Source organism: Gottfriedia acidiceleris, assembly GCF_002128425.1.
In the GTDB taxonomy this organism is placed as follows: domain Bacteria; phylum Bacillota; class Bacilli; order Bacillales; family Bacillaceae_G; genus Gottfriedia; species Gottfriedia acidiceleris.
Genome location: NZ_NESS01000015.1, coordinates 1 through 23,561 on the forward strand (window position 1 = coordinate 1; position 23,561 = coordinate 23,561).

The 23,561-nt window shown below is 34.1% G+C and carries 18 protein-coding genes, 1 other RNA gene and 1 pseudogene; 17 read left to right on the plus strand and 3 right to left on the minus strand.

All coding sequences use genetic code 11. The features are described from left to right. Positions 1-251: a transfer-messenger RNA gene (ssrA, locus tag B6K90_RS19530) on the plus strand; the annotation flags it as partial. A 213-nt stretch (positions 252-464) separates the two neighbouring features. Here ssrA and B6K90_RS19535 read toward each other — a convergent pair. Together B6K90_RS19535 and B6K90_RS19540 are read right to left on the minus strand one after the other, a co-directional pair. Beyond that, on the minus strand, positions 465-1,685 hold the full coding sequence (locus B6K90_RS19535; RefSeq protein ID WP_167555438.1) for a helix-turn-helix domain-containing protein: 1,221 nt from the start codon (positions 1,683-1,685) through the stop codon (positions 465-467). A 304-nt stretch (positions 1,686-1,989) separates the two neighbouring features. Then, positions 1,990-2,571, minus strand: a complete 582-nt coding sequence (locus B6K90_RS19540) for a TetR/AcrR family transcriptional regulator (protein ID WP_088014439.1) — start codon at positions 2,569-2,571, stop codon at positions 1,990-1,992. A 272-nt stretch (positions 2,572-2,843) separates the two neighbouring features. Between B6K90_RS19540 and B6K90_RS19545 the strand changes: the two genes are divergently transcribed. Both B6K90_RS19545 and B6K90_RS19550 read left to right on the plus strand, forming a co-directional pair. Continuing rightward, complete coding sequence (locus tag B6K90_RS19545) at positions 2,844-4,286, plus strand: DHA2 family efflux MFS transporter permease subunit (RefSeq protein WP_407920543.1); 1,443 nt, start codon at positions 2,844-2,846, stop codon at positions 4,284-4,286. Positions 4,287-4,317: 31 nt separating this feature from the next. After that, positions 4,318-5,074, plus strand: a pseudogene (locus B6K90_RS19550) (SDR family oxidoreductase). A gap of 193 nt (positions 5,075-5,267) precedes the next feature. Here B6K90_RS19550 and B6K90_RS19555 read toward each other — a convergent pair. After that, entirely contained in the window at positions 5,268-6,698 is a 1,431-nt protein-coding gene (locus tag B6K90_RS19555; protein ID WP_088014441.1) for an alanine/glycine:cation symporter family protein, read from the minus strand. Between the two features lie 289 nt (positions 6,699-6,987). Here B6K90_RS19555 and B6K90_RS19560 point away from each other — a divergent pair, with 289 nt between their 5' ends. The 14 genes from B6K90_RS19560 to cydD all read left to right on the plus strand — a co-directional run bounded on the left by B6K90_RS19560 (position 6,988) and on the right by cydD (position 23,558). Beyond that, positions 6,988-7,578 (plus strand): TetR/AcrR family transcriptional regulator, encoded by a 591-nt coding sequence (locus tag B6K90_RS19560; protein ID WP_088014442.1) that lies wholly within the window; start codon positions 6,988-6,990, stop codon positions 7,576-7,578. Positions 7,579-7,717: 139 nt separating this feature from the next. Next, positions 7,718-9,898, plus strand: a complete 2,181-nt coding sequence (locus B6K90_RS19565) for a YhgE/Pip domain-containing protein (protein WP_088014443.1) — start codon at positions 7,718-7,720, stop codon at positions 9,896-9,898. A 296-nt stretch (positions 9,899-10,194) separates the two neighbouring features. After that, positions 10,195-10,644 (plus strand): Lrp/AsnC family transcriptional regulator, encoded by a 450-nt coding sequence (locus tag B6K90_RS19570; protein WP_088014444.1) that lies wholly within the window; start codon positions 10,195-10,197, stop codon positions 10,642-10,644. A gap of 198 nt (positions 10,645-10,842) precedes the next feature. Continuing rightward, positions 10,843-11,784, plus strand: a complete 942-nt coding sequence (gene nikB, locus B6K90_RS19575; RefSeq protein WP_088014445.1) for a nickel ABC transporter permease — start codon at positions 10,843-10,845, stop codon at positions 11,782-11,784. Between the two features lie 23 nt (positions 11,785-11,807). Further along, complete coding sequence (locus B6K90_RS19580; RefSeq protein WP_235821856.1) at positions 11,808-12,713, plus strand: ABC transporter permease; 906 nt, start codon at positions 11,808-11,810, stop codon at positions 12,711-12,713. A 12-nt stretch (positions 12,714-12,725) separates the two neighbouring features. After that, positions 12,726-14,246 carry a glutathione ABC transporter substrate-binding protein gene (locus B6K90_RS19585; RefSeq protein WP_088014446.1) on the plus strand — a complete coding sequence of 507 codons (1,521 nt, stop codon included), beginning with the start codon at positions 12,726-12,728 and terminating at the stop codon, positions 14,244-14,246. An 8-nt stretch (positions 14,247-14,254) separates the two neighbouring features. Next, positions 14,255-15,232, plus strand: coding sequence for an ABC transporter ATP-binding protein (locus B6K90_RS19590; protein ID WP_088014447.1), 978 nt, complete (start codon positions 14,255-14,257; stop codon positions 15,230-15,232). After that, positions 15,229-16,215, plus strand: coding sequence for an ABC transporter ATP-binding protein (locus B6K90_RS19595; RefSeq protein ID WP_088014448.1), 987 nt, complete (start codon positions 15,229-15,231; stop codon positions 16,213-16,215). The genes B6K90_RS19590 and B6K90_RS19595 overlap by 4 nt, the downstream gene beginning before the upstream one ends. Positions 16,216-16,229: 14 nt before the next feature. After that, a complete protein-coding gene (ggt, locus tag B6K90_RS19600; protein ID WP_088014449.1) occupies positions 16,230-17,840 on the plus strand; it encodes a gamma-glutamyltransferase in 1,611 nt (536 codons plus the stop codon). Positions 17,841-17,852: 12 nt separating this feature from the next. After that, positions 17,853-18,419 (plus strand): chromate transporter, encoded by a 567-nt coding sequence (locus tag B6K90_RS19605; RefSeq protein ID WP_088014450.1) that lies wholly within the window; start codon positions 17,853-17,855, stop codon positions 18,417-18,419. Continuing rightward, a complete protein-coding gene (locus tag B6K90_RS19610; RefSeq protein ID WP_088014451.1) occupies positions 18,416-18,946 on the plus strand; it encodes a chromate transporter in 531 nt (176 codons plus the stop codon). The genes B6K90_RS19605 and B6K90_RS19610 overlap by 4 nt, the downstream gene beginning before the upstream one ends. Before the next feature lie 504 nt (positions 18,947-19,450). Further along, entirely contained in the window at positions 19,451-20,845 is a 1,395-nt protein-coding gene (locus B6K90_RS19615) for a cytochrome ubiquinol oxidase subunit I (RefSeq protein WP_088014452.1), read from the plus strand. After that, the gene (cydB, locus tag B6K90_RS19620; RefSeq protein ID WP_088014453.1) at positions 20,842-21,855 is read left to right on the plus strand and encodes a cytochrome d ubiquinol oxidase subunit II; all 1,014 of its coding nucleotides are present in this window, start codon (positions 20,842-20,844) and stop codon (positions 21,853-21,855) included. Before B6K90_RS19615 ends, cydB begins: the two co-directional genes overlap by 4 nt. After that, complete coding sequence (gene cydD, locus B6K90_RS19625) at positions 21,855-23,558, plus strand: thiol reductant ABC exporter subunit CydD (RefSeq protein ID WP_088014454.1); 1,704 nt, start codon at positions 21,855-21,857, stop codon at positions 23,556-23,558. Before cydB ends, cydD begins: the two co-directional genes overlap by 1 nt. The last annotated feature ends 3 nt before the right edge of the window (positions 23,559-23,561 follow it).

Sequence of the window (23,561 nt, forward strand, 5' to 3'; positions counted from 1 at the left end):
TTTAGCTGCTTAATTGCACTAAAGGCTCCTCCTATGTATCGCCCATGTGCATAGCTTAGAGGGGTTCACTCATTAGTGGGCTACGCCGGACCTCGCCGTCTGAGGGGAAAGGAAGAGATCAATCAGACTAGTTATCAGGAAGCCTGTCATTGGGCCAAATGGTATGCGAAGTTCTAATACAGTGACTACGCTCGTAGAAGCTTAAGTGCCGATATTCTTGGACGTGGGTTCGACTCCCACCGTCTCCACCAATACATATTGTTTGGTGGTTTTTTTATGGTTAAAAATACGAAAAATTAGTACCTCATAAAGCGTATATAGGTTTTAAAAATAAAAAAGAAGACAAGAATACATAGTTCGTATTCTTGTCTTTTTTAGTACTTGAAAAAATCAATAAGCTGGCTCCCAAGTGGTTACCAGCAATCTATCTGCAAATAGTAAGAACTATTAAATATATATATGTTTTAAGCATTAATGATTAATTGGGCAATCTCCATCGCCTGTTCATTTAAATTCATCTTTTTATAATAATTAAATAATTCCTTCTTAGAACGCTCAACTAAAAAAGTAAAACCATTTTTAATAAACATTGGTAACGCTTTATTATTTAAATAATTATAGTACTCTTTTTCTTTGGATTTTAATAAATACAGTAAAAGTTTAAATAAATGGATATATAAATTATAATTATTCTTTTTCGCTATGAACAATCCAGTTTCAGCATCTTGTATTAACTCTTCTATGTTAGAATAACTGCCTTCAAAAGCGCTTCGAATATAGCCCCATAATGATAATAAATAGGGTAAACTTTCTGGATCTTTTAGTGACATAGAATCTTTATAATATTTACTTGCTTCTTTAAAGTTTTTACCTCTGTAATATTCATATGCTAAATTATGCAAAATTTTAGCCTTACGATCAGGTGCATTACATAATTCGCAGCTTCTGATCAAATTTTTAAAGCGATTGATAATCTCTTCATCTAAAGTTTCACATTGAACTTGGATAATCATTAACATTTCAGCATCAATCACTCTAAGATAGTTATTGATTTGTTTAAAAAAATGATGAGATTTTTCAGCATAGTAATAAGCTAACACAGGTGAATTTAAAGTGTGGTAAGCCGATGCTAAATGGTAATAAAATTCAGGGTTTTTATAAACTGTATTATCGATCGATTTTAAAATTTGGATTACTTTACCATATTCTTGCTTTGTTAAATAATAGATTCCTAAAATATGCTTCAATAAATTTCTTTCATATGAAGCTAATTTGTCTTCTTTTTTTTGTAGCTTTTTAATAATTTTAAATGCTTCATTGCATTTACTATGTGCAAGAAAATATTTGGCTCTTAGTAACTGATACATATCATTATACTCTGAGATTTGGATTAATTCTTCCATTTCAAATTCATAGTATATTTGATCCATCTCTTCAAATAACTGCATGATGATTACATCATGCCAGTGAAGTAAGCGATATTTTATATTCATAAAATTGGCTATTTCTAAATCCATATCAATGCCTAATCTTTTTGATAATAAATTAATAATTTCGGGGGCGTACTTTGTTTGTCCACATTCTATTTTACTTATATGGGTAACGGAGCAAATATTTTTTCCTAGTTGTTCTTGTGTTAGTTTGTATTTTTCTCGATAAAACTTAATAATTTTTCCTTCATACATAACTAAGTCCTCCTCCCACTCTAGGATGTTAAAAATAGTACCTAATACTAAAATTCTACATTTAACAACAAGAATAGTATATTTAGAAAACTGGTGTAGCATGTGAAGTAATACTTAAAGATATGTTAAGGAAAAATAAAAATACGATAAGAATTAAAGTGGAATAGGGGTTAAGACTAGAGCTAATTAATCAACTTTTTTTACATATTTTTCCAGTTCATTACAGATTTTTTCTAAAAAACCCACACTAAAAACTGTAAGCAAAATCGCTTACAGCTTTTTTAGGTTATTTAGTTTGTTCAAATTATTCCATCCGATTACCAATTCTAAAAAGTAAAGATAATTGTTTAGCAAGATACTGAGGTGTATAAGGCATATCATTTCTTAACCAAGATACAATAGTACCAATCAGAGCTGATGACCCGTACCAGATAATAATATCCTTTTGAATATCCGTCTTAATGTGTAAAGAATCAACTTCTCTTCTTTTCGTTATTGTTTCGGTAATGATTTTTAATAATTGCTCTGTAAATATTGGAGTTTTAGTAGATGCAAGAACTACTTTATAAAATTTTGCATTCTCAGCTATATGTTCAAGCAAGTTTAAAAGCTTCACCGAGTCAGTTTCTTCTATAGAATGATAGGTCTTTGAATCCTTCATAATTTGTCCAAGCTTCTCACCCATTTCCAAAGCCATGTTCTCCATCATATCTTGTATGTCACGATAATGTAGATAAAATGTAACACGATTAACTGTTGCGCGTTCAGCTATACTGTTAACTGTAATTTTGTTAATGTCCATCTCCTGAAGCAAATCAATAAAAGCGTCTTTAATTAATTGGCGCGTACGAATGATCCTAGGATCTACTTTTGTTTTATCCTTCATATCAAATCACCTTTTCCATGAAATTTACACTTTAATCAGATGTGTTTATTATGTTTAGTTTTAACTACAGAACTAAAAAGAGTGATAACTACAATACATTTCTAGAAATATTGTTGGTTGTAAGAATTAGATATCTAATTATAATGTAATTTATATCATGTTAATTATTAAACACATTGTAAATTATGTCCATGATAAAGAGAGAAAGGATTGATGGGGGATTGAGTAAAATTTCTGTATCAGACACAAATTCGATAAAAAAAGGTCCTATTATGTTTATTTTGATATTAGGTGCCTTTCTTGCAACACTAAACCAAACGCTTATGAGTGTTGCCATTCCTGAGCTAATGGTTGATTTTCATATCAAGGCAGCAACAGCACAATGGTTAACAACAGGTTACATGCTTGTAAATGGTGTATTAATTCCAATTACAGCTTATTTAATGTTACGTTTCACTACGCGTGAACTTTTCCAAGCTTCAATGATTATCTTTTTAGCGGGAACAATTGTTTCGGCTATTGCGACCGATTTTCCTGTACTGTTAACGGGACGCTTAATTCAGGCAGCAGGTGCAGGGATTATTATGCCATTGCTTACAAACGTTATTTTGACACTATTTCCTCCAGAAAAACGAGGAGGAGCAATGGGGATGGTTGGGCTTGCGATTATCTTCGCCCCAGCAATTGGCCCTACACTTGCAGGCTACGTTATGGAAAATTACAAATGGGAAACGATGTTTTATGGAATGATTCCATTTGCAATTATTGTTATCGTACTAGGGTTCATTTATTTACGTAACGTATCAGATCGAATCGTAACAAAATTTGATACTCTTAGTGTTACTTTATCTACTATTGGATTTGGAGCATTACTTTATGGTTTCAGCCGTGCTGGGACATTAGGGTGGTCAGATTCAGAAGTAATTAGCACGATTACTGCTGGGGTTGTTGCATTAGTGCTATTCGCATGGAGACAAATAATCTCGCAAAATCCTTTACTTGACCTACATGCATTCAAGTTTAATGTGTTCACATTAACGACAGTTATTAATATCGCAGTAACGATGGTTATGTATGCTGATATGATGCTACTACCACTTTATCTACAGAATGTTCGTGGCTACACACCAGTAGAGTCTGGACTTCTTCTACTACCAGGTGCCTTGGTAATGGGCTTTTTGATGCCAGTTACTGGAAAGCTATTCGATCGTATTGGTGCAAAATGGTTAGCGATTATTGGAATGATCATTACGATTGCTACAACCCTTGGTTTTACAAACTTAACTGACTCAACTAGCTACACTTATCTAGTTTTGATGTCTACGGGACGCCGAATCGGTATGGCTTTAATGATGATGCCGATTCAGACAGCTGGATTAAATCAATTGCCAAAAGAATTAAATGCACATGGAACAGCAATAACAAATACAATACGTCAAGTTGCCGGAGCTGTTGGTACGTCACTGCTTGTTACAGTTATGACAGACCGTACTAAAACTCATCTGCAGGATTTAATTCCCACAGCAGCTACAAAAGGCTTAACGCAAGCTCAACTAATTAAAGAGGCTTCAATTCAAGGAATTAACGACGCTTATTTTGTAATCGTCGGAATAGGTATCATCGGCTTACTACTGTCTTTCTTTATAAAGAAAGGCAAACAAGTAGTTTCGGATCAGGTGACAAACCATCTAAAAAAGGTAACAGTAAAAGCCTAAGTACAAAGCAGAACTAATTGGAGGAATTGATATAAGACTTCAAACAAAAGTAGCAATAGTAACTGGAGCTGGTTCAGGAATGGGGAAAGCCATTGCTGTCCTATATGCAAACGAAGGTGCAAAAGTAGTCGTGTCAGATATTAATTTAGAAACAGCAAATGTTACAGTAGAAGAAATAAGATCAAATGCGGGGATGCCATCGCCGTAATGGCAAATATTGCTCACGAATATGATGTTCAAAACTTAATTGATACTGCCGTAAATGCTTTTGGTACAGTGGATATTCTAGTTAATAATGCAGGAATCATTGATAATTTTGAACCTGCTGGCGACATTGAAGATGAGAAATGGGAAAGAATTTTTGCTGTCAATACTACGAGTGTAATGCGCGCAACTCGAAAAGTCTTACCGATTTTCTTAGTGAAACAAAGTGGGGTTATTGTTAATGTAGCTTCCGCAGGAGGACTTCAAGGAGCTAGAGCAGGAGCGGCTTATACAGCTTCTAAGCATGCAGATGTTGGTTTTACTAAAAATACTGGTTTCATGTCACAACTAATGGTATACGTTGCAATGCGATTGCCCCAGGTAGAGTCGAAACAAATATCGGTTCTTCCATGACAAATATTAACCATTTTGGTATGGAACGTATTCAAGTAGGTTTAGGAGTAAATCTACGTGTGGGTAAACCAGAAGAAATTGCAGCCATTGCTCTATTTCTTGCTTCCGATGAATCAAGCTTTGTGAATGGAACTGATATTACTGGAGATGCAGGTTGGACTGCTTTCTAATTTAAGATAATGAAGTGTAAAGACCGTCTGGATACTTCAGACGGTTTTTTATTGTTGTAAAATAATTATTGAGTAGATTAATCATTGCGCTATGTGAGAAAAATATGGAAATAAAGTGAATAAAACTTTTTGTGTCCTTACTATGAAAAAAATAGATACCCCTCATCTTAGAATGAAGGGTAGCAGATTAGTTTTATCCAATTTGTTTATTAGCTTCTTTATCGTCAACCCATGCCTCTAACTGATCACGACCCGGTAAGTTATCGATTTTATCAGCAGAGAAAACTGGATCCAATCCTTGTTTCTTTTGAGAAACATAATCTTTTAATAAAGCTTTTACAATTTTTGCTAAACGCGTAATAGCGTAAAGATTAACTAGTACCATTAATCCCATGAAGATATCTGCTAAAGACCAAATTAATTCAGCGCTATATAATGCTCCGAATAAAACCATTCCAATCACAGAAAAACGGTATACATAAATTGATTTTTTCGAATGCTTCATGAAGCTAATATTTGATTCACCGTAGTAATAGTTACCCATAATTGTACTTAATGCAAATAAGAAAACTGAAATAGCAACGAATGTTGCAGCGAAGTCTCCAATACTTACACGTAAAGATTCCTGTGTTAAAGGAATACCAGATAGCTCAGATGTTTTATAAACGCCTGAAACTAATACGATCATTGCTGTAGACGAACAGATGATAAATGTATCAACAATTACACCTAATGCTTGAATAAAACCTTGTTTTACTGGGTGAGTTACGTCAGCCGTTGCAGCTGCATTTGGAGCAGAACCCATACCAGCTTCGTTAGAGAATAATCCACGACGAATTCCGTGAAGTACTGCAGCACCCATTACACCGCCAAACATTTGTTTAAACGTAAAAATACCTTCAGAGAAAATTGCACCAAAAACATTTGGTAAAATATCGAAATTTGAAATCATAACCCATAAAGCTAAAATAATATAAACCCCAGCTTTAATTGGTACTAAAACAGTTGAGAATTTTGCAACTCGATGTACGCCACCAAAAATAATTAGTGCTGTAATAATAGCTAGTACAATCGCAGTTGTTTTTGTATTTACACCAAATTCATTATTGATAGAAGCAGCAATCGTGTTTGCTTGTACTGCGTTAAAAATAAGACCAAAAGATAAAGTAATTAAAATACTAAAAATAACTCCAAGCTTTCGATTACCTAAAGCTTTTTCCATATAATAAGCAGGTCCGCCACGCCATGAAGAACCATCTCTCACTTTATATAGCTGAGCTAATGTACTTTCTACAAATGCTGAAGCTGAACCAATTAAAGCCATTAACCACATCCAAAAAACTGCACCAGGTCCACCTAATGCCACTGCTGTTGCAACACCGGCAATATTCCCCGTACCTATACGAGCAGCCATTCCGATCATAAATGCTTGTAATGATGAAACAGTTTTTTTGCTTTTGTCTCTGTTTCGGCCATCAACTAATAATAATCGAATCATTTCAGGAAAGAATTTAAACTGAATAAATCCTAAATAAACCGTTAAAAATAGGCCGATTGCTACTAATAAAATAACAAGTAATTTAGCCCATAGATAGTCGTTGAGTAATGTAACCAATTCCGTCATGAATCCCTCTCCTTTGTAAGAATATTCGCGAAATTATTCGATAATTTCGACTACAAAATGTAATAATAAATTATTCTGTTAACAAAGGCAACAATTTTTTAGTTTTTGTTGATTAAAAAAAGTTAATATTAAAAAAAGATTAAAAAAGTAAGTGTTCACTTACTTTTTTGTTGACGAAATTCATTTCGGTTAATATACTAGAAAAGTGAATAAACACTAACTTTTTTGTAGCGCGATAAATACTAAGATTTAATGCCTTTTTAACAACGACTTTTTAAGGAGGTAAAAAGTGAATAAGGGAGAAAGAACAAAACATCATATCTTAGAGAAGTCTATCCAACTTTTTGCAAAAAATGGTTATGATGGTACGACAATTAATCAAATTGCAAAGGAAAGTAAAATTTCCGAAGCGACGATTTATAAGTATTTTAAAAGCAAACTGGATGTATTGATTACTTGTGTAAAACCTGATATTCAAGACGTTTGGATAGAAGAGGACTTTAGTAAACTTTCAATTGAGGAATTGCTTAGGTTATATGTTGAGAAAAGGATTAAATGGGTGGAAAAAAATCGAAATCAAATTGAGATCTTGATCAGTGAAACTTTACGACACCCTGAGTTATCAGAAATTTTCTTCCAACAGATCTATCGAAAAACACCAATTGAAGAAGAAATAGAATCGAGAATGCTTGCAAAAGAAACAAATTTCCATTTAGAAATTCCTATTCTAAGTTTAAGTATGATTACGACGATTATATCGATTCTTAATCTACAAAAGAGTGTTCTGGATAAAGATCCACTGCATATTACAGATGACGCTATTAATAAAATGGTGCAATTAATTTTATTTGGATTAATAGGAAATAAAAGTCCTGAATAAACATGAAAATGAGTTTAACGAGAGAATGGTTTAGTATTACCTTTTATTTTTTTTATAGAAGGAAGTATTAAACTATTTAAATGTAATAAATTGACCGTAATACAAATTTGGTCAATTGGTCTAAAAGGGGAGTGAGAATGTGTTTAAACAAGAATGGAAAAATATTTTAAAGAAACCTATGACAATTGCAACAATCATTGCGATTGGTCTAGTGCCAATGCTTTACTCATTAATTTTCTTATCTGCTTATTGGAATCCTTATAATAAAACAGAAAAACTATCTGTTGCAATTGTTAATAATGACAAGGGTACTGAGTTTAATGATAAAAAGCTTAATGTAGGGAAAGATTTTGTAGAAGGTTTGAAAGATAATAAGTCATTCAAATGGAAAATTACAAGTAAAAAACAGGCGATGGAAGGTTTAAATAATGAAAAATATTATTTAGTCATCGAATTACCTTCTAATTTCTCTAAAAATGCAGCTACGTTATTAGACGAAAAACCGCAGAAAATGAAATTAAATTATTACACGAATGCGGGTAAAAACTATGTAGGTGCACAAATTGGTACAAATGCGATCAAAGAAGTAAATGCTACTATCTCAAAAGAAATTACAGAACAATATGCTAAAACAGTTTTCGATAATTTCAAGGATATTGGAGATGGCATGACAAAAGCATCTGATGGTGCAGGTAAAATCAATGATGGCGCAGCAAAAATAACAGATGGAACAGATGTTTTAAATAAAAATTTAAAAAAATTAAATGACAGCATGATCACATTTGAAAATGGAAGTACAAAACTGAAAAGTGGAGCGACACAATTATCAGATGGTATTAAACAATCAAAAGATGGTGCAAATAAATTAAATACTGGTTTAAACGCTCTTCTAGAAGGAACTGGTACATTAAAAGCTGGTTCTAGTGATTTAAATAATGGACTATCGCAACTAGCTGAAGGTGGTAATAAAATCGAAGCTGGGTCTTCTAAGCTAGAAGTTGGAAGTAACCAATTAAATGCAGGAATAAAACAATCTTATGCTGGTGCAACCCAATTGCAAAAAAATGAAGCAGGATTTAATGAGAATCTTGGTGCTACTAATGATGCTCTTAAATCAATTGTTAAGGGATTGCAAGATGGTTCATTAAGTAAAGAAGATTTACAAAAATTACAAGCAATCTCAAATAGCTTAGATCAACTTTCAAAAGGAAGTCATCAAATTAAAACTGGTGTTGATCAAATTGCTGCAGCACAAGCTCAATTATATGAAGGTTCAAATAATCTAGTTGCTGGACAAAAAGAATTAAATACAAATTTAAGTTTATTTAATAGTAAATTGAAAGAAGCATCTAATGGAGCAAGTCAATTAGCTCAAGGAAGTAATGATTTATACAATGGTACAAAGGAATTAAGTGAAGGAAGTTCGTTACTTTCATTTGGCCTAGGTAAATTAAATACAGGTGGGGACCAATTAGTCCAAGGGATCAATCAATTAACTGATGGTTCTAAACAACTATCTGATGGAACGAATAAGTTATATAGTGGGTCTGGAGACTTATTAAAAGGAGCAACAGATCTAACAAAAGGAACAACTGAACTTCATAAATCCCTGAAAGATGGTGGAGATGAAGTCAATAAAGTTAAAACAAGTGATGAAACTGATAAATTCTTTGCAGAGCCAACAGAGCTAGTTTCTCATAAATTAAATAATGTAAAAGAATATGGTGTTGGATTAACACCTTATATATTATCTATTGGACTATTTGCAGGTGGGTTAATGTTCACTTCAGTTTATCCAATGAGAAAGAACTCTATTGCTCTGACTACTGGTTTAGCTTGGTTCTTTAGTAAATATAGTGTTCTTATTTTCGTGGGGATCATGCAATCGATCGTGGCAGATATGGTTTTAATTTATGGTATGGGCCTTGATGTGAAAAACGTGTGGTTGTTTGTAGTGTTTACAATTATCACTAGCTTGACCTTCTATTCATTAATACAATTTTTAACTGTTACATTAGGAAATATAGGACAATATTTAGTATTTGTCATGATGTTATTACAAATTGGTGGAACTTCGGGTACTTTCCCAATTTCATTAACACCAACATTTTTCCAAAAGATTCATCCGTATTTACCTATGACGTATGCTATAAAAGGATTCAGAGAATTAATCTCTAGTTCTGTTAGCAAAGGGTTTGTATGGAATCAAGTCTATTATTTATGTGGATTCGCAGTATTATTCATTATCTTAACAAATGTAACATTTGCAGTTCGTGTTAAACTATCAAAGAAAAACCAATTAAGCGAAATCGAAGCTTAAAAAGATAAAACAAAAAAAGGATTGAAGTCTAATAAAAAAAGATTTCAATCCTTTTTTACTATTAGTGAAATAAAAATCCAGTATCTTTAGGTCAATCTTTTATTGTAAAATTAGTAATGGAATATGGTAATAATGAAGGAAATAGTAGAGAATCCCTTTACATTGTAAGGAACTTATCGTTAAAATTTTAACGAGGTTAATCTAATATTTTTACATCATGAGCGCTTAACATTCGCTATTGCAAATAAAACAAAAACTAAGAAAGCGTTTTCATTTGATAGAAAAGTGGTGAATAAATGAAACTAACTGACATCGATAAAAAAATTCTAGAGATGCTCACTAAAAATGGTCGGATGTCATACGCCGATATTGGAAAAGAACTTAATTTATCAAGGGTTTCAATCCGTGAACGTGTGAATCAATTAATAAAAAACGGGGTTATTGAGAGGTTCTCAGTAGTTATTAATTCAGAAAAAGTAGGCAAAGGCGTATCTGCATTCTTTGAAGTAGATTGTGAACCAGCTTATTTAGTAGTCGTAGCCGAAACACTTGCAGATAATCCTGTTGTTGCGAGTTGTTATCAAATGACAGGTCCAAGCACTTTACATATGCATGTATTAGTTGATGATTTTGTCAGATTAGAACAATTTATAAATAATGAATTATATGCTTTAGAAGGAATAACAAGGGTAGAAAGTCATATTTTATTACGAAGATTTAAGAGTAGAAATGGCTTAAAATTATAGTTGTCATGGCGAGGGATTGGTAATCCCTCGTCTTTTTTTACTATTTTTTGTAAAAATTAATAAAAATATAGAATATTCTGTCTACCGGGGGTATAATCGAAAATAATTAAAATTTACATTGTTAGGTTATACGGTGAATAAAGTTAACAAACGTATGTGATTTTAGTTAATATACTTACAAATGGAGTAGGTGGAAAGATGGCGTCACTCATATTAAGAAGGTTGTTTCAATTGTTTTTATTATTGCTAGGTATCTCCTTTTTAGTCTTTGCTTCTATGCATTTAGCACCTGGTGACCCAGCTGCAATCATTGGCGGACCTACAGCAACAAAGGCTGATTTAAATGCCATTCGAGAAAGTTTGGGACTGAATGACTCGTTTTTTGTCCAATATTGGCATTATTTATCAGGTGTATTCCATGGGGATTTAGGATATTCCTTTCAAACGAAACAGTCGGTTGCAGAGGCAATTTCAATCCGTTTTCCTAATACTTTAAGTTTAGCAATCGCGAGTATGGTTGTTGCAGTAGTAATCGGTGTTATAACAGGGATTGTTTCTGCACTTAAGCAAAACTCGTGGATGGATGTAACAAGTACAATAATAGCCCTTGCAGGTATTTCAGTACCTAATTTTTGGCTAGGGGCCATCCTTATTCTTATTTTTGGAGTTAACTTACAAATTCTGCCTGTTGGGGGACTCGATTCACCAATTTGGACAGTAGAAGGATTTAAGCAAATCATTTTACCGGCCATTGCGTTGGGAACAGCCTCGGCGGCAATGATTGCAAGAATGAGTCGTTCATCTATGTTAGAGGTAATTCGAGCAGATTACATACGAACTGCAAGAGCGAAAGGTGTAAAAGAAAAATCAATTGTTTGGATTCATGCCCTAAAAAACTCGATGATTCCAGTTATAACTGTTATTGGTTTAAACTTCGGATTTCTTCTTGGAGGAACAATTATTACAGAACAAGTATTTGCGATAAATGGTGTTGGCAGACTAATGATTGATGCTATTGCTGCTAGAGATTTTCCAATGGTACAAGGAGCAGTATTACTTGTGGCATCTATGTTTGTAATCGTGAACTTACTTGTTGATATTTTATACGTATTTATCGATCCGAGAATTAGCTACGATTAATCGGCTAGAAGGGAGGAACAATTTTGTCTACAGAAGTTGTTATTAATAACATAAGTACTAAGCAAGCTACGATTAAAAAGAAAGAAAAATTTATTGTTCAAACGTTTAAAAGATTAATCAAAAATAAATTAGCCGTTTTTGGATTAATCATTATTATTTTACAAATTTTAATGGCCGTTTTTGCACCATTTATTACGATTCACGATCCGATAAAACAAAATTTAGCATCAACAGAGCTGCCATTATTCTCAAGAGGACATTGGTTAGGTACTGATAATTATGGTCGAGATATGTGGAGCCGAATTGTGTTTGGATCTCGAGTATCACTAGTTGTTGGATTTAGTGCTGTGGTTCTCGGTTTAATTGGTGGTATTACAATAGGTATGCTAGCCGGCTATTTTTCAAAACTAGATGGCTTACTTATGAGATTAGTAGATTTATTATTTGCTTTTCCAGGTATTCTACTAGCTATGCTAATTATCGCAATTCTTGGGACAAGTTTAGTGAATGTAGCAGTAGCGATTAGTATATGGTCAATTCCTTCATGTGCAAGAATCGTTCGTGGTTCAGTTTTATCGATTAAAAAGCAAGAATACATACAAGCAATGAAGACGTTAGGTGCAAGTAATTTACGTATTATGGTGAAGCATATTTTACCAAACTGTATGGCGCCAATCATTGTTTTTGCGACAATGAGGATGGCTACTGCTATTTTATCAACAGCTTCACTAAGTTATTTAGGTCTTGGAGCACAACCTCCAACAGCTGAATGGGGATCAATGATTTCCGGGGGGCAAGATTATATGTTTTCTTCCCCACATATGACAATCGTACCAGGAATCGCAATTATGCTGATTGTGTTCTCTTTTAATGTTGTAGGTGATGGGTTAAGGGATGCTTTAGATCCAAATATGAATATTAATGATTGAGGAGATGGGTTTATGAAAAAATGGATGTTTATCGTAATTAGTGCAATTTTTCTTCTTGCTGGATGCTCTAGTAAAACTTCTGGATCAAATAGCGCTAATGTTTCGCAAGAACTTACATATGCTTCAACATCAGATGTAGTAGGACTATCACCAATCTTAACAAATGATTCTGTATCAGCTAATGTCATTATGCAGGTTTATGAAACTTTATTTAAAAGAAATCCTAAAACAATGGAAATCGAACCTTTATTAGCAGAATCTTATACTAATCCTGATAATAAAACATGGGATATTACATTAAAAAAAGGAATTAAATTTCAAGACGGAACAGATTTTAACGCAGAAGCAGTAAAATACACGTTTGATAAATTTCGTGATCCAAAAACTGCTGCTCCACGTGCTTCATTATTAGAACCAATTCAATCAGTTAATGTAATTGATGATTACAAAGTAGAAATTAAAACGAAATATCCATATGGGCCACTTTTAGCTGCACTTGCTCATACTGCTGCATCAATCGTAAGCCCTGAAGCAGATAAAAATAGTGATTTAATGAAAACACCTGTTGGAACTGGGCCGTTTAAGTTTGTTAGCTGGACACCTGGTGACCAGATTGTACTTGAGGCAAACAAAGACTATTGGAATGGTGCACCTAAACTGAAAAAAGTTACGTTTAAAGTAGTACCTGAAGTTTCAACAGCTATTTCAATGTTACAAACAGGAAAAGTACAATTTATTGATGCTCTTCCAGCTGAACAAATTAAGCGTCTAGAATCAATTAAAAATGTAAAGGTTACAAAAGCAGAAGGAACACCTGTTTATTATTTAGGATTTAATATGAAAAAAGCTCCAATGAACAACTTAGCATTCCGTCAAGCTGTTGCTTATGGATTAGATCGTAAAGCGTATATTAATCAGTTAAACGGATTAGGTATTGAAGGTAATAGTGTTATTGGTCCAAAAGTTTTCGGATATGATCAATCTGAAGAAAAAGTTGGTTATTCTTATGATGTAGAAAAAGCTAAAAAACTGATTAAAGATAATGGATTTGAAGGAAAAGAAGTAAAGATGCTAGTACCAAATCGAGATATGTACATGAAAATGGCTGAAATTGCTCAATCTCAAATGACGGAAATTGGCTTGAAGGTTAAGCTTGAAACAATGGAATGGGGAACTTTCTTAGATGCAGCAACGAAAGGTCAATACGATGTAACATTCTTAGGATGGGCAAATAGTACAGCTGATGGTAGTGAGTTATTGTATCCAAACTTCCACTCTGACAATGTTGGATCATCAAATCGAATTTCATATAGTAATAAACAATTTGATCAGTTAGTTAATGAATCTCGTCAAACGATTGACCAAAATACACGAAAAGAAAAACTAAAAGAAGCAAATGAATTATTAGTAAAAGATGCTCCTATTATCGTTATGAATCAAGGTGTAGTGACATCTGCAGTTGATGAATCGGTGAAAGGCATTGAAATTGATCCTACTGGCCAATGGTCATTATACAACGTACACAGAGAGTAGGTAATAGTATGTCAACAGAGCTTCTATCTGTAAATAATTTAGTAACAACGTTCCGAACAGCTGATGGAGAAATCCCAGCTGTTCGAAACGTATCCTTTTCAGTTAATAAAAGTGAAACTTTATGTATAGTTGGCGAATCAGGTTGCGGAAAAAGTATTACTTCTTTGTCTATTATGGGATTGTTGCCAAGTAATGGATCAATAAAAAGCGGTTCAATTCATTTAGAAGGAACTGATTTAACTAAATTAACAACAGATGAATTAAGAAAAATAAGAGGCAATAAAATATCGATGATTTTTCAAGAGCCGATGACTGCGTTAAACCCTGTTATCACAATTGGTTATCAGCTGCGTGAGCCACTTATGATCCACCAAAAGCTATCTAAACAAGAAGCAAATCAAAAGGGAATTGAACTTTTAAAGCAAGTAGGAATACCATATCCTGAAAAAAGAATGACTCAATATCCTCATGAGTTAAGTGGAGGTATGAGGCAAAGGGTTATGATTGCTATTTCATTAGCGTGTACCCCTGGGCTTTTAATTGCAGATGAGCCAACGACTGCACTTGATGTTACGATTCAATCTCAAATATTAGATTTAATCCATGAGTTACAAGAACAACTTGGAATGGGTGTTATCATGGTTACACATGATATGGGAGTCGTAGCTGAAATTGCTGATAAAGTGATGGTCATGTATGCAGGAGAAAAAATAGAGGAAGGCCCGGTTGAAGAGATTTTTAATCATCCTAGTCATCCATATACCAGGGGATTATTAAGCTCTGTACCAAATGTAGATGATCCTGATTTTGAATTAGAAGCGATTCCAGGCTCTACACCAAACTTAAATGAACAAATAACTGGCTGCCGTTTTCATCCACGTTGTGAACATGCATTAGCACGTTGCAGAGTTGAAGTCCCAAAAGAATTTACAATAAAGGATGGACACACAGTTAAATGTTGGCTGAGTGAGGAGGATGCGATATGACTCTAACAAAAAGTAAATCTACTCTATTAGAGCTTCGAAATGTTAAAAAATATTATCCGATTCGCGGAGGATTACTAAAAAAAGTTCAAGGTCATGTCAAGGCAGTTGAAGAAGTGAGTTTAACATTATTAGAAGGTGAAAGCTTAGGAGTTGTAGGTGAATCTGGTTGTGGTAAATCTACATTAGGAAAAACGATTTTAGGTCTTGAAGATATTACTGACGGAAAAGTATTTTTTAAAAATACGGAAATCCAACATTTATCGAATAAAAGTCGAAATGATTTTAAGAAACAAATGCAAATGATTTTCCAAGATCCATATGCTTCATTAAATCCAAGACAACGAATTGGAGATGCGTTGGAAGAAGTTTTTGTCATCCATACGAATCTATCAAAACAAGAGAGAAAAGAGAGAGTACTCGGTTTGCTTCGTGAGGTAGGTTTAAATGAAAATCATTATGATCGATATCCTCATGAATTTAGTGGTGGACAACGTCAACGTATTGGAATTGCAAGAGCGATTGCCCTTAATCCATCGTTAATTATTTGTGACGAGGCAGTGTCGGCACTTGATGTGTCGGTACAAGCACAAGTATTAAAACTTTTAAAATCACTACAAGCAAAATATAACTTAACTTATTTATTTATCTCTCATGATTTAGGAGTCGTACGATATTTCTGTGATCGAGTTTTAGTAATGTATTTAGGGAATACAGTTGAGTTAGCACCAGCAGACAAGCTATATAATAACCCACTACATCCTTATACAAAGGCCTTACTATCTGCGATTCCACGGCCAAAGGTAGGAAAAAGACCTGAGAAAATTCGTTTGACAGGTGAAATTCCAAATCCAGCTAACCCACCATCAGGTTGTACATTCCGTACACGTTGTCCACTAGCAACAGAACTTTGTGGGCAAGTAAAACCAGAGTGGAAGGAAATTGAAGAAAATCATTTTGTTGCATGTCACCATGTAGATGCTTAAAGGAGAAGATACAAATGCAGTTTGATCATTTAAACAATCCATATTCAGCACAACGCCATACGACTTTTGGAAAAAATGGAATGGTAGCAACTTCACAACCTTTAGCGGCACAAGCGGGGTTAGATATATTAAAAAAAGGTGGTAACGCAATCGATGCTGCAATTGCCACAGCTGCTGCTTTAACGGTAGTTGAACCAACTTCAAACGGAATTGGTGGAGACGCATTCGCACTAGTTTGGGTAAACGGGGAGTTACATGGTTTAAACGGTAGTGGTCCTGCCCCAAAATCAATTTCGATTGAAAAGTTAAAAGAACAAGGTCTTGAGAAGATGCCAACTTACGGAGTTATTCCAGTTACAGTACCTGGAGTACCTGCTGCATGGGCTGCATTATCAAAACGTTTTGGTAAATTACCATTAGAAGAAGTTTTACAACCGGCTATTAATCTAGCAGAAGAAGGCTTCCCACTTTCACCTATTTTAGGTAAGTTTTGGAGTATAGCATACGAAAAGTTCAAAAAGCAATTTACTACACCAGAATTTGCTGAGTGGTTCAAAATATTTGCACCTAATGAACGTGCACCAGAGATTGGCGAGCTATGGTCATCTAAAGCACATGCAGAAACTTTACGCGAAATCGGAGCAACGTATGCTGAGAGTTTTTATCGTGGTAACTTAGCAGAAAAAATCGTTTCCTTTATGAAAGAACACAACGGATATCTTAGTTCAGAAGACTTAAGTGAATATAAAGTAGAATGGGTTAAACCAATCTCGACAAATTATCGTGGATACGATGTTTGGGAAATTCCACCGAATGGACAAGGGTTGGTCGCGTTAATGGCATTAAACATTGCCAAAGGTTTTAACTTTTCTACAAAAGATGACGTTGATACATATCATAAGCAAATAGAAGCTATGAAACTAGCTTTTACAGATGGAAAAGCGTTTATTACGGATTCAGAGCATATGGATATTGATGTAGACGAATTATTATCAGAAGAATATGCCGGGTCACGTCGAGAACTGATTTGTGAGAAAGCGATAGAGCCAGAAAACTATACGCCGCCTAAAGGTGGTACTGTTTATTTAGCGACTGCTGATGGAGAAGGGAATATGGTTTCCTTTATTCAAAGTAACTATATGGGATTTGGTTCAGGGATCGTAATTCCTGATACAGGTATTGCTCTTCAAAATAGAGGCCATGATTTTACTTTAAATCCGGAACACGCTAATGCACTTAAGCCAGGTAAAAGAACATATCACACAATAATCCCAGGGTTTTTAACAAAAAATGGTGAAGCGGTAGGGCCATTTGGAGTTATGGGAGGATATATGCAGCCACAAGGTCATGCACAAGTTGTCATGAATACTGTGGATTTTGGGCTGAACCCTCAAAGTGCATTAGATGCACCTAGATGGCAGTGGATGGAAGGGAAAAAAGTGGTCGTAGAACCGCATTTTCCTAATCACCTTGCCCAGGCACTAGCAAGAAAAGGCCATCAAATTCAAGTGGCTACAGATTGTAGCAGTTTCGGAAGGGGTCAAATTATTTGGCGCAATCCTAGGACCGGGGTGCTAATGGGAGGAACAGAATCTAGAACAGATGGCGCAATTGCAGTTTGGTAAAGGAATGGTTCAATGTTAAATCAATGGAGACTTTTTTTAGCTTTTTTTAGAGTAGGAATGTTAGGTTACGGAGGAGGTCCCTCTTCTATACCACTGATCCATACAGAGGTTGTTGATAAGAATAAATGGTTGGATAAGGATGACTTTTCAGATGTACTAGCAATTGCAAATGCTCTTCCAGGGCCAATCGCAACAAAACTTGCAGGATACATGGGTTGGAGAATAGGTGGCATAGTTGGTATGTTAAATGCTGTTATCGCAACAACTTTACCGACTGTTATATTACTTATGCTACTATTATCAACACTAAATCACTTTAAAGGTGTTGCCTGGGTACAAGGCATGTCGAATGCAGTTGTTCCAGTAGTGGGAGTTATGCTAGCAACTTTAACATGGGAATTTATTGAGAAATCGAAAGAATCTCTTGGCTGGAAAATCACTAGTTTGATCGTGATCGTTAGCTTTATACTTTTATATTTTTTAAATGTACACCCTGCTATTTTAATTGGATGCTTAGTTGGATATGCCTTTTTCTCAAAAAGTAAAAATGAAAAGAAAAAGAAGGTGAAGGCATCTTGATTTATTGGAAAATATTTTTAGCATTTTTCTTACCCGGAATTTTCGGATACGGAGGAGGACCTGCCTCGATCCCTCTTATTGAGAATGAAGTTGTTGATAAGTACGGATGGCTGACTTCAGTTGAATTTAGTAATGTACTTGCACTAGGAAATGCCCTTCCAGGTCCAATTGCTACAAAAATGGCCGGTTATATCGGATATGTTGAGGGAGGCGTATTTGGTTCCTTTGTAGGATTATTTGCATCAATCGCACCCTCTCTAATTTTGATGATTGCCTTATTAAGTATCTTAATGAAGCATAAAAATTCACCAAAAGTTAAAAAAATGACTTCACTAGTTAGACCTTTAATCGCTGTATTACTTGGCATTATGGCCTTTGACTTTTTTAACGATTCATATAATGGGGTAGGTGTAACGCAAACAATTATTATTAGTGTTCTTTCCTTATTATTTTTAGAACGTTGGAAAATTCACCCCGCTTATGTAATCGGGGGAGCTCTTGTTTATGGAGCGGTATTTTTAGCTTAAGAAATGAACAACTTTTACTTATAATCAATCGAACATTATTGAAGCAATGCCAATATGGGGTTGCTTTCAGTAATGTTTTTTTCATTTAATCAGCTCTTGGCAAAAGAAGTAAAAAGTGGCGATTATTTTGCACGTTAAGTATAAATTGGCAACCAAGAAGAATACTCGGCTTAATTGCTAATTTTAGGAATTAAGTATAATTACAACTACGTCTCTGTCTTCGACTAAAGGCTCGTCAATTAGCGAGTTTTCTTTATCATGAAAATATAACTTTAACTGAAAATGTGAACTTTGTCACAAAATAGACAATTTATAGACACGATTTAGACAAATAAGATTAAGTCAAAAACCCCTTTGAAAAAGTAAACTAGTAGTAACAAGAGGTACCATTAAATGGTTCTCTGAAATTTACTTAATGAATTATTTGTGAAAAAATGTTCAAAGTTTTGCTCGAGCTGAATGAAAATTTTTTTGAAATGATCTTTATCCTAAGGGGGATGCACTGTGAGTGTGTTAGAGCTTGCAAGATTACAATTTGGTTCAACTACGATTTTCCATTTTTTATTTGTACCACTTTCAATAGGTTTAGTATTTATGGTAGCAATTATGGAAACATTATACGTTTTTAAAAATAATGAGGAATATAAAAAGTTAACAAAATTCTTTGGGCATTTATTTTTAATTAATTTCGCAGTTGGTGTTGTGACAGGTATTATTCAAGAGTTTCAATTTGGTATGAACTGGTCTGAATACTCTCGATTTGTAGGAGATGTATTTGGTGCACCACTTGCAATTGAAGCACTTTTAGCATTTTTTATGGAATCTACATTTTTAGGAATTTGGATATTTGGATGGGAACGACTGAATAAAAAAATTCATTTAATGTGTATTTGGTTAGTTGCTTTCGGAACTTTAATGTCTGCATTTTGGATTTTAGCAGCCAATTCTTTCATGCAAGAGCCAGTAGGATTTGCGATTAAAAATGGCCGTGCAGAAATGACGGACTTCTTAGCGATCATAACAAATCCACAACTTAAAGTTGAGTTTCCTCACACGATTGCTGGAGCATTAGCAACTGGAGCGTTATTTGTTGCCGGTGTAAGTGCGTATAAAATCTTAAAAAAACAAGAAACAGAACTTTTCAAAAAGGCGTTTAATCTTGCAATGGTGTTCGCGCTAATAGCTGGAATTGGAGTTGCATTTAGCGGACATTCTCAAGCGAAGCATTTAATGAAAACACAGCCGATGAAAATGGCTGCAAGTGAAGGGCTATGGGATGATAGTGGCGACCCTGCAAGCTGGATGGTCTTTGGTCTGATTGATTCGAAAAAGAAAGAAAATAAACTTGAAGTAGAAGTACCATATTTATTGAGTTATCTAGCTTATGAAAAGTTTGAAGGTAAAGTACCTGGTATGAATACATTACAAAAGCAGTACGAGAAACTATATGGTCCTGGAAACTATATTCCACCAGTCAATACAACTTTCTGGAGCTTTAGAATTATGGCAGGAGCAGGAATGGTTATGATTTTAATGTCGATGCTAGGTTTATATTTTAGCTATCGTAAGAAATTAGAATCAAAAAATCTATTCTTAAAGGCATCAATTTTATTAATTTCTTTACCATTTATTGCAAATACATCTGGATGGATTATGACAGAAATAGGTCGCCAACCATGGACAGTATTCGGCTTAATGACTACTGCTGCATCTGTATCACCGAATGTTTCAAAAGGATCACTCATTTTTTCAATCACAACTTTTACAACTATGTATGCAATTTTAGCAGCTGTTTTAGTTTACTTGTTTGTGAAAGAAATTAAAAAAGGAACACACCATGTTGAAACTGAAAAAGCTCCTACTGTTGATCCGTTTGAAAGGGAGGTTACGATCGTATGATTGAGTTAAATGAATTATGGTTTTTACTCGTAGCAGTTTTATTTATAGGGTTCTTCTTCTTAGAAGGTTTCGACTTTGGGGTAGGTATATCTACAAAGCTACTAGCTAAAAATGATACTGAAAGAAGAATATTAATAAATACTATTGGACCGTTTTGGGACGCGAATGAAGTGTGGTTATTAACTGCAGGTGGAGCAATTTTTGCAGCATTCCCAAATTGGTATGCAACGATGTTTAGTGGATACTATATTCCGTTTGTATTTGTATTAATGGCATTAATCGGACGTGGTGTTGCTTTTGAATTTAGAGGGAAAGTTGAAAGTCGTAAATGGGCTAAAGCCTGGGATTGGGTAATTTTCTTCGGTAGTTTATTACCACCATTTTTATTCGGTGTATTATTTTCAAGCATCCTTAAAGGTATGCCAATTGATAAAAATATGAATATATCTGCAGGATTTACAGATTATGTTAATTTGTTCACAGTAGTCGGCGGTGTTACTGTTACACTATTATGCCTCTTACACGGATTAATGTTTTTAACATTAAAAACCGTAGGAGAATTAAGAGACCGTGCACGTTCTCTAGCGCGTATGGTGATCATACCAGTATTCCTATTCTTAGTTGCATTCACTGGTATGGCATATTTTGAAACTGATATGTTTAAAGTAAAAGCACATATAACAGTTCCACTTATTGTATTAATCGTAGTAGCTTATATTCTTGCTACAATATTCATCTTTAAAAAACGAGATGGCTGGGCATTCGCTTTGTCAGGAATTGGAATAGTACTAACAGTCGGAACATTGTTTACGTCTCTGTTCCCAAGAGTCATGATTAGTTCGATTAAAAATACGTATGACTTAACTGTTTATAATGCATCATCTGGTCCTTATTCATTAAAAGTAATGACAATTGTTGCATGTACATTATTACCATTCGTACTAGGCTACCAAATTTGGAGCTATTATGTGTTTAGAAAAAGAGTGGATGAAAAGGATTTGACTTATTAATGGGAAGAGATCTTATTAAATATAAAGGGATAAATCGTTTATTAATTATCCTATCTTTTTTAACAATTATACAAGTAACGGCAATTATTATTCAGGCATATATGCTTTCACAAGCTATTGTCAAATTGTTCAATGGAAAAAATAGTAGCGATATTATATACGCTACTATTTTCTTCATCCTCGCATTTATCTGTCGTTATATTATTTCGACTATAAAACAGAAATGTTCAGAGCATTTTGCAGACATTGCTTCAACCGAAATGAAAATGAAAGTATTAGAGAAGCTTTTTAAACTTGGTCCTAGATTTGCAAGAAAATCAGGAACAGGTAATATTGTAACGCTTATTATGGAAGGAACTACACAATTAAGACAATTTTTAGAAATCGTTCCATTGAAAATGATTAACTTAGCAATTGTCTCACCAGTAATCGTAATCTATATTTTCTTTGTTGATAAAGTTTCTGCACTTATACTAATCGTAACATTTCCAATCATTATTATTTTTATGATTTTACTCGGTTTGGCAGCTAAAAAGAAATCCAACAAACAATGGAAGGTTTACCGAATATTATCGAACCATTTTACTGATTCATTACGTGGTTTGGAAACATTAAAATTTCTTGGATTAAGTAGAAAACATATAAAGAAAATTGAAAGTGTAAGTGAAAGATACAGAGACGCAACGATGGGGACATTAAAAGTAGCTTTTTTATCATCATTTGCACTAGATTTATTTACGATGTTGTCAATCGCTACAGTTGCTGTTTTTTTAGGACTTCGTTTAATTGACGGAGTAATTTTATTAGGCCCAGCATTAACGATTTTAATTCTAGCACCTGAATATTTTTTACCAGTTCGTGAAGTAGGCGCTGATTATCATGCTACGTTAAATGGTCAAGAAGCTGGAAAAGCAATGCAAGATATTTTAGATGAGCAGGAGTTTAATGTACAAGAAAATACTCATCTACCAGATTGGAATCGAGTTAGCAGTATTAATTTAAAAGATGTATCAGTAAAACCCGAAAAAGATGGTCAAACGATTTTAACTAATATAAATCTGAGTATTAAAGGGTTTCAAAAAATTGGGATTGTTGGTGAAAGTGGCTCTGGAAAATCAACACTTATAGACTTAATCGGAGGATTTTTAGAGCCATCGACTGGAACTATTCATATTTCAGGGAAAGAGGTATCGCATCTACAAATTCAAGATTGGCATAAACAGTTAATCTACATTCCACAAAATCCTTACATCTTTTCAAAATCTTTAAACGATAATATATGCTTCTATAAACCTAATGCTTCTACTGAAGAAATTGAAAATGCAGCTTTTCAAGCTGGTTTAGCTTCTTTAATGGAAGAATTACCAAAAGGATTAGAAGAAAAAATCGGAGAAGGTGGTAGAGCTTTAAGTGGGGGGCAAGGTCAACGAGTCGCGCTTGCTAGAGCATTTCTGGAAAATCGGCCAATTCTTTTATTAGACGAACCCACAAGCCATCTTGATATTGAAACAGAGTTTGAATTAAAACAAACAATGCTTCAGCTATTTTCTAATAAATTAGTGTTCTTAGCTACTCATCGCTTACATTGGATGAAAGAAATGGATCAAATTATTGTGATGAATGAAGGTAACATAATTGAAGTTGGTACTCACGAAGAATTATTAATGAAAAAAGGTCATTATTATCAATTAATTCATAGTTAGAAG